13 protein-coding genes and 1 pseudogene are annotated in these 14,080 nt (G+C 72.5%); 8 read left to right on the plus strand and 6 right to left on the minus strand.

Annotated features, from left to right (window positions below; genetic code table 11):
• Positions 1 to 58: 58 nt before the first annotated feature.
• From ygfZ to BLT52_RS20450, 3 genes are all read right to left on the minus strand, one after another.
• Positions 59 to 1,066 (minus strand): CAF17-like 4Fe-4S cluster assembly/insertion protein YgfZ, encoded by a 1,008-nt coding sequence (gene ygfZ / locus BLT52_RS20440; RefSeq protein ID WP_090596064.1) that lies wholly within the window; start codon positions 1,064 to 1,066, stop codon positions 59 to 61.
• Positions 1,066 to 1,572, minus strand: a complete 507-nt coding sequence (locus tag BLT52_RS20445) for an FABP family protein (protein ID WP_090596065.1) — start codon at positions 1,570 to 1,572, stop codon at positions 1,066 to 1,068. Before BLT52_RS20445 ends, ygfZ begins: the two co-directional genes overlap by 1 nt.
• A gap of 72 nt (positions 1,573 to 1,644) precedes the next feature.
• Positions 1,645 to 2,130 (minus strand): GNAT family N-acetyltransferase, encoded by a 486-nt coding sequence (locus BLT52_RS20450; RefSeq protein ID WP_157677274.1) that lies wholly within the window; start codon positions 2,128 to 2,130, stop codon positions 1,645 to 1,647.
• A 49-nt stretch (positions 2,131 to 2,179) separates the two neighbouring features.
• Here BLT52_RS20450 and dtd point away from each other — a divergent pair, with 49 nt between their 5' ends.
• Positions 2,180 to 2,608 (plus strand): D-aminoacyl-tRNA deacylase, encoded by a 429-nt coding sequence (gene dtd / locus BLT52_RS20455; protein ID WP_090596069.1) that lies wholly within the window; start codon positions 2,180 to 2,182, stop codon positions 2,606 to 2,608.
• 46 nt (positions 2,609 to 2,654) lie between these two features.
• On the opposite strand, the gene BLT52_RS20460 is transcribed toward dtd, so the two are convergent.
• The 3 genes from BLT52_RS20460 to BLT52_RS20470 form a co-directional block, all read right to left on the minus strand.
• Positions 2,655 to 3,611: a manganese catalase family protein gene (locus tag BLT52_RS20460; protein ID WP_090596071.1), complete on the minus strand. Its 957-nt coding sequence runs from the start codon at positions 3,609 to 3,611 to the stop codon at positions 2,655 to 2,657.
• 309 nt (positions 3,612 to 3,920) lie between these two features.
• Positions 3,921 to 5,213 carry a sulfatase family protein gene (locus BLT52_RS20465; RefSeq protein WP_090596072.1) on the minus strand — a complete coding sequence of 431 codons (1,293 nt, stop codon included), beginning with the start codon at positions 5,211 to 5,213 and terminating at the stop codon, positions 3,921 to 3,923.
• A gap of 121 nt (positions 5,214 to 5,334) precedes the next feature.
• Positions 5,335 to 5,592 (minus strand): MoaD/ThiS family protein, encoded by a 258-nt coding sequence (locus BLT52_RS20470; RefSeq protein ID WP_090596074.1) that lies wholly within the window; start codon positions 5,590 to 5,592, stop codon positions 5,335 to 5,337.
• Between the two features lie 63 nt (positions 5,593 to 5,655).
• On the opposite strand from BLT52_RS20470, the gene BLT52_RS20475 reads away from it, so the two are divergent.
• The 7 genes and pseudogenes from BLT52_RS20475 to pstA all read left to right on the plus strand — a co-directional run bounded on the left by BLT52_RS20475 (position 5,656) and on the right by pstA (position 14,063).
• A complete protein-coding gene (locus BLT52_RS20475) occupies positions 5,656 to 6,315 on the plus strand; it encodes a winged helix-turn-helix transcriptional regulator (RefSeq protein ID WP_090596075.1) in 660 nt (219 codons plus the stop codon).
• 103 nt (positions 6,316 to 6,418) lie between these two features.
• Positions 6,419 to 7,321: pseudogene (gene mshD, locus BLT52_RS21610) on the plus strand (mycothiol synthase); the annotation flags it as partial.
• 177 nt (positions 7,322 to 7,498) lie between these two features.
• Positions 7,499 to 9,592: an RNA degradosome polyphosphate kinase gene (locus BLT52_RS20480; protein WP_231946680.1), complete on the plus strand. Its 2,094-nt coding sequence runs from the start codon at positions 7,499 to 7,501 to the stop codon at positions 9,590 to 9,592.
• Between the two features lie 12 nt (positions 9,593 to 9,604).
• A complete protein-coding gene (locus tag BLT52_RS20485; RefSeq protein ID WP_090596079.1) occupies positions 9,605 to 10,486 on the plus strand; it encodes an NUDIX hydrolase in 882 nt (293 codons plus the stop codon).
• Between the two features lie 163 nt (positions 10,487 to 10,649).
• Positions 10,650 to 11,780 (plus strand): phosphate ABC transporter substrate-binding protein PstS, encoded by a 1,131-nt coding sequence (gene pstS / locus BLT52_RS20490; protein WP_090596081.1) that lies wholly within the window; start codon positions 10,650 to 10,652, stop codon positions 11,778 to 11,780.
• Positions 11,781 to 11,952: 172 nt separating this feature from the next.
• Positions 11,953 to 12,954 carry a phosphate ABC transporter permease subunit PstC gene (gene pstC, locus BLT52_RS20495; RefSeq protein ID WP_090596082.1) on the plus strand — a complete coding sequence of 334 codons (1,002 nt, stop codon included), beginning with the start codon at positions 11,953 to 11,955 and terminating at the stop codon, positions 12,952 to 12,954.
• The gene (gene pstA, locus BLT52_RS20500; RefSeq protein ID WP_090596084.1) at positions 12,954 to 14,063 is read left to right on the plus strand and encodes a phosphate ABC transporter permease PstA; all 1,110 of its coding nucleotides are present in this window, start codon (positions 12,954 to 12,956) and stop codon (positions 14,061 to 14,063) included. The genes pstC and pstA overlap by 1 nt, the downstream gene beginning before the upstream one ends.
• Positions 14,064 to 14,080: the final 17 nt, after the last annotated feature.

Genomic DNA, 14,080 nt, shown 5'->3' on the forward strand with positions numbered 1-14,080 from the left:
GCCGCTGAGCCGGGCTCGGTCCGTCACCCGGACGACCGGGCTCGCACGCGGGACCGGGTCAGAGCCGGGCGCGGACGTGCAGACCGATCTCGGGGTCGACCAGCAGCTCCTGAGCGGCCGCCACGCCGGAGGCGATCAGGGTCGCGGCCGGGTCCACGTTCCGCTTGACCAGTCCCAGGCCGATCGGGCCCAGCTCGTGGTGGCGGGCGGAGGTGCCGACGAACCCGACCACCTTGCCCGCCGTGGTGCCGTCCGGACCCGGTTCGGCCAGCGCCAGCTCCGCGCCCCGCTCGGGCAGGGTGTCGACGCTGCCGTCCAGGTGCAGCAGCGCCATCCGCCGGGGCGGCCGGCCGAGGTTGTGCACCCGGGCGACGGTCTCCTGACCGCGGTAGCAGCCCTTCTCCAGGTGCACCGCGACGCCCAGCAGCCCGACCTCGTTGGGGATGGTGCGGTGGTCGGTGTCGATGCCGACCCGCGGGACCCCGGCGGCGATCCGTCGGGCCTCGTAGGCCCAGGTGCCGGCCGGGGTGGCGCCGGCCTCCAGCTGGTCGGCGAGGAAGTGCTCGAGGTGGTCCCGGGGGACGAAGGACTCGTGCCCGCCCAGGGAGTCCGCACCCGAGCGGGTGGTCCGGGGTCCCTCGGGCGCGGGTCCGGCCTGCCAGACCACGGCCAGCTGCTCGGTGCGGTCGGCGACCTCCACCCGGAGCATGAACCGCATCCGGTCCAGGAAGGCGACCAGCGCGGGGGCGGCCCCGGGCTCGGTGTGCGCCCAGAACGTCTCGCCGTCGTCGACGCCGTAGAAGGCGTGCTCGAGGTGGCCGTTCGGGGAGAGCACCAGCCCGGTGGTGCCCACGCCGGGAGCCAGCTGCTCCAGGTGCTGGGTGGTCAGCGAGTGCAGCCAGGACAGCCGGTCCGGTCCGGTGACCGAGAGGACGCCGCGGTGGGACAGGTCGACCATGGCCGTGGTTCCCATGGCGCGCTGCTCGCGCATCGGGTCGCCGTGGTGCCAGGCGACCCCGGCGTCGGGCCCGCCCTCGGCCAGGACGGCGCGGTCGGTCCAGGCCATCAGCCCTGGCCCCCCGCGCGCTGCAGCCGCGCCCACATGTAGGGCTGCAGCTCGTGCTCGGTGGTGGCCCGGTCGAAGGCCCACAGCAGGTCGTGCTCGACGTTGCCGTAGAGCCGCTGCCCGGCGGTGTAGCTCTCGCCGCTGGACGTCCGCACCACGGCGTCGGTCGTGAGCTCGACCTTGGCGCCGGTGATCTTGCCGACCCAGACCTCCGCCCAGCCCTCGGGGGCGCACAGCACGACCTCGACGTCGCCGTCGGGGCGCGGACGCCAGAAGCCGGTCTCCATCGAGCGGGGCCGCACGGCAGTGCCGTTCTCGTCCACGTCGAAGGTCTGGGAGAGGTAGTGCAGGTAGGGCCCGCCGTTGTGGGCGAAGTCGATCTGCTGGCCGTACTCGAAGTCGCCCTGGCCCGGCCAGCTGCCCTTGCCGGTGCCCTCCCAGCGGCCCAGCATCCAGGCCAGGCCCATCAGGTCGGGGTGCAGTCCTTCGGGGATCTCGAACGCCATGGCGCCGAGTCTAGGTGCAGCGGGCGGGGGCCCCGGCCGCCGACCGAACCCCGTGCGTCGCGGTGACCGTCCTCAGAGCTCGCGGCGGAGCAGGGTGGTCGTGGTGGTGAAGGTGGTGCCGTCGTCCAGCGGCCAGGACTCCCGGCGGCGTCCCACCTCGCGGTACCCGAGCCGCTCGTACAGTGCGGCGGCACCGGGGTTGTCGTCCTCCACGCTGAGCTGGACCGAGGTCCTGCCGTGCTGGGCCGCCGCCTGCTCCAGGGCCCGGACAAGCCGGGTGCCGACACCCAGGGACTGCCAGGCCTCGTGCACGGCGAGCATCCAGAGCTCACCGGCCACCGGGTCCTTGCTCAGGTCGAGCCCACCGAGACCGACCAGCTGGCCGTTGGACGCCTCCACGCAAACCAGCACCACCTCGCCCTCGAGGCTGCGCTGCCAGCTCTCGGCCACCGCCCGCAGGTGCGCCGACCCGCCGGACCACTGCAGTCCCGGCAGGTCCTCGGGTTCGACGTCGCGGACCGCGAGCGCCACCGGCAGGGTCTCCACACCACGGATCACCCTGCGAGTCTGCCGCAGTCCCTCCCGCGCTGACCTCTAGCCTCGACGGGTGCGAGCCGTGCTGCAGCGAGTCACCTCCGCCGACGTCACCGTGGCCGGGGAGGTGGTCGGCGCCCTCGACCGGGCCGGGCTGGTGGTGCTGCTAGGGGTCACCCACACCGACGACGCCGCGGTGGCCGCCCGGCTGGCCGACAAGGTCTGGCGGTTGCGGGTGCTGGAGGGCGAGCGGTCCGCGGAGCAGACCGGGGCCCCGCTGCTGGTGGTCAGCCAGTTCACCCTCTACGCCGACACCCGTCGGGGGCGTCGCCCGTCCTGGGGTGCGGCCGCACCGGCGTCGGTCAGCGAGCCGGTCTACGAGTCCTTCGTGCAGGCCCTGCGGGACCTGGGCGCGGAGGTGTCCACCGGCGTCTTCGGGGCCGACATGGCGGTCCGGCTGGTCAACGACGGGCCCGTCACGCTGGTGCTCGACGTCGACTGAGCACGGCACCGGCGCCGACCCCGAGGGGTCGGCGCCGGTGTCGGGGTCACTTCTTCGAGGCGGTGGTGTCGGTGGCCTCGATGTTGGCGATCTCGACCTCGGCGGTGGCCTGGATCAGCGCCAGCAGCTCGGGGTCCAGGCCCGGGGAGAACTCCTCGCGACGCTCCGGGGAGATGGTGATCGGGACGCCGTCGGGCATCACCGCGGTGCTCAGCTCGGTGCCGTCGTTGGAGGGCGAGGCGCCGCGGTAGAGCTTGGCCGCCTGCGACTGGTTGTCGGCGTTGAACGTGAACTGGATGCTCTGCAGACCCTTGTCCAGGAGCTTCTTGACCTCGGGGAACTGCTCGGCGTTGGTCTTGGGGATCGGGAGCACGCTGCCCCAGTTGACCCCGAGGCTCTCCAGCGCCTTGGCGAAGGCGTTCTCGTGGGCCTGGTCGCGGACGATCAGGTAGGCGATGGTCGAGCGCGCGGTCGGGTTGTCCGTCATCTGGTAGATGCGGCACTTCTGCAGCCGGCCGGTCGACTCCAGCATCAGGTTGTACAGCAGGTCCAGCACGAGGTTGCCGGAGTTGTAGACGTAGGAGCCGGACCACGGGTTGCCGGCGGCGTCCACCGGCAGCGCCCCCTGGGCACCCACCAGGTAGTGGTGGATGTTGCTGTGGTCGAGGGCGATGCTCAGCGGGGTGGCCCCCTTGGCCCCGGGCTCGTCGACCGGGTCGGTCGGCTTGCCCTTGTAGCCGGGCGAGCCGTCGAGGAGCTTGGAGATGGTGGTGCCGATCAGCTCGACGTGGCTGATCTCCTCGGTGCCGACGCTCTGCAGCAGGTCCTTGTAGGGCTTCGACGACGGGTCGCCACGGAAGTTCATCGACTGGAACAGGTACTGCATCATCGTGCGCATCTCGCCGAACTGGCCGCCGAGTCCCTCCTGGAGGGCGTTGGCGGCGGCGGGGTCGGGCTCGGACACGGCGATGTCGTTGATCAGCAGCTCGGTGTGCAGGTACACGGGGATCCTCCCTCAGGGGTCCACGCCGTCCGTACGGCGGCGTGGTCGGGTCGACGTTCGCGGACCCGGGGCCCGCGGCGCATCGACGCACGCCCTCTGGACTACCCAGCACGCGGCGGGCCACTCCCCGCGACCTCCTCGCGGGGAGGGTGCTCCGCTCAGGCCCCTCCACGGGAGGGGCTGGCCCGGCAGGCCGCGACGAGGCATCACCTCCCTCGCGAGGTCGGCGTCGGGCCGGCTGCGCCGCGCCCCGAGGGTGACGGCAGGGGCGGGGTCACCCCGAGCGGCAGCGCGGGCCGGCCCGCCCGCTCACCCGGCGCTGTCGACCTGCGCCCCGGCCGGTGCGGGGACGCGACCCTCGAGCAGGGGGTCGTGCGTTCGCCGCATCCAGTCCAGGAGCCGCTCCTCCAGCGACGCGCGGAGCGCCTGGTGCTCCGTCGAGGCGGCGAGGTCGCGGCCCTCGGTCGGGTCCAGCACGAGGTCGTACAGCTCCTCGGCGGGGCGCTCCTGCTCGGCCCAGCCCGCAGCGACCCAAACGTCCTTGCTGGCACTGTCGTCGACGTTGGGCAGCACCGGTCCGCGGGGCTCGCCGTAGCGGCGGACGTACTTCCAGCGCGGGGTGCGCACGGCCCGCTGGGGCTCGTAGGCGGCGTGGTAGGAGACCTCGGAGAAGATCGCGTCGTGGAGCTCGACGCCGTCGCGCACGGCGGGGAGCAGCGAGCGGCCCTGCAGCCACGGCGGCGGCGCGATGTCGAGGACCTCGCACAGCGTGGGGAAGATGTCGAGCTGGGACACCATGACGTCGCACACGCGGCCCCCGGAGAGGTCACCCGGTCCGCGCACCATCAGCATCACCCCCGTGCCGCGGTCGCTCAGGGTGCACTTCATGCCCGGGAGGGCCACGCCGTGGTCGGTCGTGATGATCACCAGGGTGTCCTCGGCGAGCCCCGCCTCCTCCAGGGCGGCCAGCACGGTGCCCACCGCCCGGTCCACCACCTGCACGGCGGCCAGCAGGCCGGCGGTGTCCGTCCGGGTGGCCGGGGTGTCGGGCAGGGTGGCGGGCGGGGCCACGTAGCGGGCATCCAGCGGCGGGTAGCCGAACAGGTGGGGACCGTCGCCCATGGTGTGGGTCTCCAGGAACCCGACCGACAGGAAGAACGGGTCGCTGCGGGGGCGCCGCAGGTAGCCGACGGCCGCCTCGGTCACCGCCGCCGCCCGGGGGTCCGCCGGCTCCAGCTGCTCGTGGTAGCCGAGCAGGCGGCCCTCCTCCGCCGCGGGGGCGGCGACGTGGCTGATCCCCACCACGGCCGAGGTGTAGCCGTGCTCGTGCAGGGTGTGGACGAGGTGCTGGGAGGGGTCGTGCAGCGAGAAGCCACGGTGCGCCAGCCCGGTCATCCCGGCCTCGTGGCTGGACTGCCCGGTGAGCAGCGCGGCCCGGCTCGGCGAGCAAGTGGGGGCTGCGGAGAAGGCGTTGCGGAAGAGCACACCCTCCTGCGCGAACCGGTCGAGGTGCGGTGTCGCGACGGGAGCACCGTACGGACCGATCATCCGACCGGTGTCGTGGGTGTGCAGCAGCAGGATGTTGGGTCGGGGCTCGTCCATGTCCGTCCTGTCCTGGCGTGCCGACGCCGGCGCTGGCGTCACGGTCCTGTCACCCTAGCGGGCACGCCACCGCCACCCGGTGACGCCTGGAGCGTGGCCCGGGCAGCGGCTACCGCAGACCTCAGCCCCCGGCGAAGGGGGGCAGCACCTCGACCTCGGTGTCACCGTCGAGCGGGGTGTCCAGGGCGGAGCGGGGGACGGTGCGTCGGTCCCGCAGCAGGCTGCAGGTGCCGAGCACGCGGGCGAAGCCGGCGTCGCCGGGACGCCGGGCCATGGCGGCCTCGAGCGCCTCGGCGACGGTGGTCGCGCGGACGTCCTCGGTCTCGACGCCGGCGGCCGCCCGGGCCCCGGCCCAGTAACGCAGGGTGACACGGTGCATGGCTGTAGTCTCTGGCATGCCCTACCGGGGCGCGGGGCCAGGGCACGAGGGCGAAGGGCGGGGATGTCGACGCTGCTGCTGCTGAGCAAGCGGGCCACCAGCGCTGCTGATGTGCTGCCCGCCCTGTCGCTCCTGCACCACAAGGTCCACGTCGTGCCGGCTGAGGCGTCCTCCCTGCTGGAGGCCCCCCGCGCCGACGCCCTGCTCCTCGACGCCCGCACCGACCTCGCCTCCGCCCGGGCGCTGTGCCGCATCATCGAGACCACCGGCAAGGACACGCCGGTCCTGATCGTGGTGACCGAGGGCGGTCTGACCGCCCTGGCGGCGGACTGGGGCTTCGACGACCTGGTGGTCGACTCCGCCGGTCCGGCCGAGGTGGAGACCCGCCTGAGGCTGGTGACCAGCCCGGCCCAGGGCGAGCGGGACGTGATCGCCTCCGGCGGCATCGTCATCGACGAGGCCGGCTACGCCGCCCGGCTCAACGGCCGCCAGCTGGACCTCACCTACACCGAGTTCGAGCTGCTCAAGTACCTGGTGCAGCACCCGGGCCGGGTCTTCAGCCGTGAGCAGCTGCTCTCCGACGTCTGGGGCTACGACTACTACGGGGGCACCCGCACCGTGGACGTCCACGTGCGGCGGCTGCGGGCCAAGCTCGGGACCGAGCACGAGTCGATCATCGGCACGGTGCGCAACGTCGGCTACCGCCTCGTCGTCCGCGCCTGACGGTCCTCCCGCGCCGGTCGGCACGGCCGCCGGACCCCCCGCTCCGGTCGGCACGGACGGGCAGGACACCTCGGTGTCACCCGTTGCCTCTACGGTGAGCACCATGCACGCCCAGCTCGCCACCGCCCTCGACGACCCGACCCGCGCAGCGGTGCGGGCCCTCCACGAGGTCTGCCAGGCCCAGGACCAGACCGCGCCGCTGAACGAGGCCGCGCTCCTGGCGCTCTCGGTGGGTGACGGCCAGGTCGAGCACTGGCTCCTGCACGACACCGAGGACGGCGCCCTGGTCGGCTACGCCCAGGCCACCTGGGCCCCCGAGGGAGAGGCCGTGCCCAGCACCGCCCAGCTGATGGTGCACCCCGGTCGCCGCCGGCGCGGTGGTGGCTCCGCGCTGCTGCGGGCGGTGCGGCAGCGGCACGCCGAGCGGCACCCGGGCACCCCGGCCGACACGCTGCCCGAGCTGGGGTTCTGGGCCTTCGGACGTCTCCCCGCCGCCACCGAGATGGCGCGCCGCGAGGGCCTGGACGTGGTCCGCGAGCTGCTGATGATGGGTCGCGACCTGATCACGGCCCCGGTCACCGACGAGGTGCGTCTGCCCGACGGCGTCGTGCTGCGCGACTTCCGTCCCGGGCAGGACGACCTGGAGTGGCTGGAGGTCAACGCCCGCGCCTTCGCCCACCACCCCGAGCAGGGCCGGATCACCGGTGAGGACCTGGACGCCCGGCTGGCCGAGCCCTGGTTCGACCCGCGCAGCTTCCTGGTCGCCGAGCGCGACGGCCGCATGGTCGGCTACCACTGGATGAAGTCCGAGGGCGACGTCGGCGAGGTCTACGTGATCGGTGTCGACCCCTCCGCCGGCGGCGGCGGGCTGGGCCGGGCGCTGCTCACCGCCGGGCTGCGCCAGCTGTCGGAGACCGGCCACTCCCGGGTGGTGCTGTACGTGGAGGCCGACCAGCAGCGCGTGGTCCGGATGTACCACTCGGCGGGCTTCGTCACCGTCCACCGCGACGTCCTCTACGCCGCCGTCCCCGGCAGCCACACCAGCGGGCCGCGTCGGTCCGCGGGCGAGGAGGAGGGTCGGGAGAGCATCGACCAGTCCGGGGCCCGGGAGGCGGCGCTGCTGGACCCCACCGACCGGCTGACCACGAGCGGGGACTCCCTCGCCACCACGCAGGGCTTCTCGCTGGAGGACTTCGAGGCCGCCCTGGCCGCGCTGCCGGAGGACCGCTTCTCCGAGCGCGAGCTCTCCTGGCTGTCGTTCAACGAGCGGGTGCTGCAGCTGGCCCAGGACGCCGAGCGGATCCCGCTGCTGGAGCGGGCCAAGTTCCTGGCCATCTTCAGCTCCAACCTCGACGAGTACTACATGGTGCGGGTGGCGGGTCTGAAGCGCCGGATCGCCGCCGGGGTGGCGGTGCCCGGCCCGAGCGGGCTGCTGCCCCGCGAGCTCCACGACGCGATCCTGCAACGCACCCGCGAGCTGGTGCTGGAGCAGGCGATCCTCTTCCAGGACGTGATCCGCCCGGCGCTGGCCGCCGAGGGCGTGCAGATCCTGCCCTGGGCCGAGCTCGCCGACGACGAGAAGGCCACCATGCGCCGTCTCTTCGGTGAGCGGATCTTCCCGGTGCTGACCCCGCTGGCGGTCGACCCCTCGCACCCGTTCCCCTACATCTCCGGGCTCAGCGTCAACCTCGCGGTGCTGCTGAAGAACCCCCACACCGGTGCCCGGCAGTTCGCCCGGGTCAAGGTGCCGACGATCCTGCCGCGCTTCCTCTCCCTGGGGTCCAGCCGCTTCGTGGCCATCGAGGACGTCATCGCCCGCCACCTGGACCAGCTGTTCGCCGGCATGCAGGTGCTGGAGTGGACGACCTTCCGGGTCACCCGCAACGAGGACCTCGAGGTCGAGGAGGACGACGCCGAGAACCTGCTGTTCGCCCTCGAGAAGGAGCTGCTGCGCCGCAAGGTCGGCCGTCCGCCGGTGCGCCTAGAGGTCCAGGACGACATCGACCCGGCCATCCTGGAGCTGCTGGTCAGCGAGCTGGACATCTCCGAGCGCGAGGTCTTCACCCTGCCCGCACCGCTGGACCTGACCGGGCTGTTCTCGCTGGCCGACATCGACCGGGAGAACCTGAAGTACCCGGCGTTCCTGCCCTCGACCCACCCGCACCTGGCCGAGGTCGAGACGGCCAAGCCGGCCGACATGTTCGCCGCCCTCAAGCAGCGCGACGTGCTGCTGCACCACCCCTACGACTCCTTCGCCACCAGCGTGCAGCGCTTCGTGGAGCAGGCCGCCGCCGACCCGCAGGTGCTGGCCATCAAGCAGACGCTGTACCGCACCTCCGGGGACTCCCCCATCGTGGACGCGCTGATCGAGGCCGCCCAGGCCGGCAAGCAGGTCCTGGCGCTGGTGGAGATCAAGGCCCGCTTCGACGAGCAGGCCAACATCCGCTGGGCCCGCAAGCTGGAGGAGGCGGGGGTCCACGTCGTCTACGGGATGATGGGGCTGAAGACCCACTGCAAGCTGTCGATGGTGGTGCGCGACGAGTCCGACGGGCTGCGCCGCTACGCCCACATCGGCACCGGCAACTACAACCCCAAGACCGCCCGGATGTACGAGGACATGGGTCTGCTGACGTCCAACCCGGTGGTCACCGAGGACGTCGCCCGGATCTTCAACCACCTCTCGGGGATGACCCAGGAGACCCGCTACCGCCGGCTCCTGGTGGCCCCGCACGGGATCCGCACCGGGCTGATCGACCTGATCCGGGCCGAGATCTCCCACCACCGCGCCGGCCGCCCGGCCGGCATCCGGATCAAGGTGAACTCCGCGGTCGACGAGGCCGTGCTGGACGCCCTCTACGTGGCCTCCCAGCAGGGGGTGCCGGTGGACCTGTGGGTGCGGGGCATCTGCACCGTCCGCCCCGGGCGCCCGGGGCTGAGCGAGAACATGCGGGTCCGCAGCATCCTCGGTCGCTTCCTCGAGCACAGCCGGCTGTTCTGGTTCGCCGGCGGCGGCCGGCCGGTGGTGGGCATCGGGTCCGCGGACCTGATGCACCGCAACCTGGACCGCCGGGTGGAGGTGCTGGCCTCGATCTCCAACAAGACCCACATCGCCGAGATCGAGGCGCTGTTCGACACCGCCTTCGCCGAGGACACCGTCTCCTGGTGGCTGGACGCCGACGCCGGCTGGACCGCGCACACCACCGACGAGCGGGGACGTCCGCTGGCGGACATGCAGGAGGTCCTGATCGCCGCCAAGAGCCGGCGGCGGGCCAAGTAGGCGCCGGCCGACATGGCCAAGGAGCGATACATCCCGGCAGCCGGCGCGGTCGTGCTCCGCCCCGGGGCCGACGGGCCGGAGGTGTGCGTCGTGCACCGACCGCGCTACGACGACTGGTCCCTGCCCAAGGGCAAGGAGCGGCCCGGCGAGAGCGGCCCGGAGGCGGCTGTCCGCGAGGTGCGTGAGGAGACCGGTCTGGATGTCCGGCTGGACGTCCGGCTGGACTCCCAGCGCTACGCCGTGCCGGGTGGGGACAAGCAGGTCTTCTGGTGGCGGGCCGGCGTGCTGGCCGAGCACCCCTGGACCCCGGACCGCGAGATCGACCAGGTCGCCTGGTGGTCGGTGCCCCGGGCCCGCCACGAGCTGACCCACGCCGACGACGTCCACCGGGTGGAGCAGGCGCTGGCGCTGCCCCCGACCACCGCGGTGGTGCTGGTGCGCCACGCGAAGGCGATGGACCGCAGCAACTGGACGCTGGTCGACGCCGTCCGGCCGCTGACCCGGCGCGGTCGGCAGCAGGCCCAGGACCTGGTGCCGCTGCTGGGCGCCTTCGGGGTCCGTCGCCTGCTCAGCTCCTCCTCCACCCGCTGCGTGGCCACGCTGACCCCCTACGCGCGCGCCCACGGGCTGGACCTGGGCCGGAGCAGCCGGCTGAGCGAGGAGGAGGGCAGCGAGGACCCCGACGGGGTGCGCTCGGTGGTCGAGGAGCTCCTCGAGATCGCCCTGGCCACCGGCCAGCCGGCCGCGGTGTGCGGGCACCGCCCGGTCATCCCCCACATGCAGCACGCGCTGGGGCTGCCGAGCCGGCACATGGCCACCGCGGAGATGGTGGTGCTGCACGTGGGGCCCGACGGAGAGGCGCTGGCGGTCGAACGCCACCGACCGACCAGCTGAGCTGTCGGAATCGCCCCCGACGCGCCGTGCACCGCGGCGAGGTTGACCCTGCGTTCACCTTCCGTTCACGTTTGAGCGCTGATGTGGTCATCGCCCCCTCCTAGTGTCACCGCGGAGGCCGAGGGGGGTCTCCGACCTCGAACCGTGCAATGGAAGGTATTCCGTGAAGATCTCACGCGCTGGCGCTCTCGTCGCCGTGCTCACCACCGCCGCCCTCGGGCTCGGCGCCTGCGCCGCCGACGAGGCGCCCACCCCGCCGTCGGGCTCCGGCTCCGCCGGCGGCGCTGGCAGCGAGGCCCCGGCTGACACCCAGCTGTCGGGCACGCTCACCGGTGGCGGTGCCTCCTCGCAGGAGTCCGCCATGACCGCGTGGACCCAGGCCTACGCCTCGACCCAGCCCAGCGTCACCGTGCAGTACAACCCGGTGGGCTCCGGCGGTGGCCGCGAGGGCTTCCTCGCCGGTCAGTACAGCTTCGCCGGTTCCGACTCCGTCATGGACGAGGAGGAGCTGACCCAGTCCCAGGAGGTGTGCGGACCCGACGGCGCCTTCCACGTCCCGGCCTACATCTCCCCGATCGCGGTCGCCTTCAACCTGCCGGGCGTCGACTCGCTGAACCTGGACGCCGACACCATCGCCTCGATCTTCAAGGGTGACATCGCCACCTGGGACGACGACGCCATCGCCTCCCAGAACGAGGGCACCGAGCTGCCCGACACCCCGATCTCCGTCGTGCACCGCTCCGACGACTCGGGCACCACCGAGAACTTCACCGACTACCTCTCGGTGGCCGCTCCGGACGTGTGGACCTACGAGGCCGGCGACGTCTGGCCCAGCGAGGAGGCCGCCGAGAACGCGCAGGGCACCTCCGGCGTGGTCAGCCTCACCTCCCAGACCGAGGGCGCCATCACCTACGCCGACGCCTCCGCCGCCGGGGAGCTCGGCACCGTCGCGGTGCAGGTCGGCGAGGAGTACGTCGAGTACTCCGCGGAGGCCGCCTCCAAGGCCGTCGAGACCGCCGAGCGGATCGGTGGCGGGGCGGAGCAGGACATGGCCGTCGAGCTCGACCGTGCGACCGAGGAGGCCGGCACCTACCCGATCGTCCTGGTGTCGTACCACATCTACTGCACCACCTACGCCGACCAGGAGACGGTCGACCTGATCAAGTCCTTCGGTGAGTTCGCCGTCTCGGCCGAGGGCCAGGAAGCCGCCTCCGCCGCCGCCGGCAACGCCCCGCTGTCCTCCACGCTCGCCGAGGAGGCCACCGCGGCCATCGAGAGCATCACCGTCCAGTGATGCCGGCCCGCTCCGGCGGGTGACGATCCACAGCGAGGGCCGCTGACGCCGCACGGGGCGGCGTCAGCGGCTCGACGCCTGAGATCCGAAGGGCCGTGACGGCCCTCCCGGGGTCCCGCCAGCCGGCGGACCTCATCCGTGATGTTGTGATCGTCGAGCAAGAGGGTGGACGATGAGCCAGACCGAGACCCGAGGGGATGCCGTGGCCCAGACGACGGACACCGAACGTACGACCGTCGACCCACCGGCCGCCGACGTCCGGCTGGACGACAGCTCCGGGCAGTTCGGGGACAAGCTCTTCTCCGGCGTCAGCCTCGCCGCCGGCATCGTCATCCTGCTGGTGCTGGCGGGGGTGGCCGCCTTCCTGGTCCGCGACGCCATCCCGGCGGTGACGGCCTCCCCGGAGGACCTCAACCGCGACACCACGTTCTGGGGCTACGTCGGCCCGCTGGTCATCGGCAGCGTGATCGCCTCGCTGATCGCGATCGTGGTGGCCACGCCGATCGGCATCGGGATCGCCCTGTTCATCTCCCACTACGCCCCGAAGCGGCTGGCCCAGCCGCTGGGGTACGTGATCGACCTGCTGGCCGCGATCCCCTCGGTGGTCTACGGCGCCTGGGGCGCGCTGGTCTTCGGCCCGGCGCTGGTCCCGGCCTTCGCCTGGCTCTCGGCCAACGCCGGGTTCATCCCCATCTTCGCCGGCGGGTACTCCCAGACCGGGCGCACCCTGCTCACCGCCGGCCTGGTGCTGGCCGTGATGGTGCTGCCCATCATCACCTCCCTCTGCCGGGAGCTGTTCCTGCAGACGCCCAAGCTGCACGAGGAGGCGGCCCTGGCCCTCGGCGCCACCCGCTGGGAGATGGTCAAGGCCGCGGTGTTCCCCTTCGCCCGCGCCGGCATCGTGTCCTCGGTCATGCTCGGTCTCGGCCGCGCCCTGGGTGAGACCATGGCCGTCGCCCTGGTGCTCTCCCCCGGCCCGCTCACCGCCAGCCTCATCAACACCGGCAACTCCACCATCCCCGCCGAGATCGCCCTCGGCTTCTCCGAGGCCTTCGGGATCCGCCGCAGCGAGCTCATCGCCGCCGGGCTGGTGCTCTTCGTGATCACGCTGCTCGTCAACATGATCGCCCGGGCTGTCGTCGCCCGCTACAAGGACTTCTCGGGAGCCAACTGATGAGCACCACCGCCACCCTGCAGAAGAGCGCGCTGACCGCGGGCCGGCTGCCCCGCTGGACCCCGCTGGCCGTCGGTGCCGCGGCGCTCGCCGTCTCCGGCACGATCATGGCCCTGATCGGGTTCAACCTGCCCGGCTGGGTCGTCATCGCCTGGCTGCTGTTCGTGCCGACCATGTTCCTCGCCGGCCGCCTCGTCGAGGGCCCCCAGGCCGGGGTCGACCGGTTCTGGACGATCCTGGTCTGCTCCGCCTTCGTGCTGGCCCTGCTGCCGCTGGTCTCGGTGATCTTCACCCTGCTCGCCAACGGGCTGCCCGGCCTGCTCGATCCCGGCTTCCTGGGCAGCACGATGCAGTACGCCACCGCCGTGACCGACCAGGCGGCCGCGGCCGGTGAGGGCCCCGTCTTCGGCGGGATCCTGCACGCCCTGACCGGCTCGCTGCTGGTGACCCTGGCCGCCACCCTCATCTCGGTGCCGATCGGGCTGTTCACCTCGATCTACCTGGTCGAGTACAGCAAGGACGGCTGGCTCTCCAAGGCCATCACCTTCTTCGTCGACGTGATGACCGGCATCCCGTCGATCGTGGCCGGCCTGTTCGCGGCCGCACTGCTCTTCTCGATCGTCGGGCCCAAGAACAGCCTGATGGGTTTCACCGCCGCCGTCGCGCTGTCGGTGCTGATGATCCCGGTCGTGGTGCGCTCCACCGTCGAGATGCTGCGGGTGGTGCCGAACGAGCTGCGTGAGGCCTCCTACGCCCTCGGGGTCCGCAAGTGGCGCACCATCGTCCAGGTCGTCATCCCCACCGCCATCTCCGGCATCGCCTCCGGCGTGACGCTGGCCATCGCCCGGGTCATCGGCGAGACCGCCCCGATCCTGGTCACCGCCGGGGTCGCGGTGAGGATGAACGCGAACCTGTTCGACGACTGGATGATGACGCTGCCGGTGTACATCTTCCGTCAGCTGCAGAACCCCACCGCACCTGCCGCCGTCGGCCCCTCGCTGGAGCGGGCCTGGGGTGCGGCGCTGGTGCTGGTGCTGCTCGTCATGGCCCTCAACCTCGGCGCCCGCCTCATCGCCCGGGCCTTCGCCCCCAAGCAGACCGGGCGCTGAGCCCCTCACCACAGGAG

It is taken from the genome of Auraticoccus monumenti (assembly GCF_900101785.1).
GTDB lineage: Bacteria > Actinomycetota > Actinomycetes > Propionibacteriales > Propionibacteriaceae > Auraticoccus > Auraticoccus monumenti.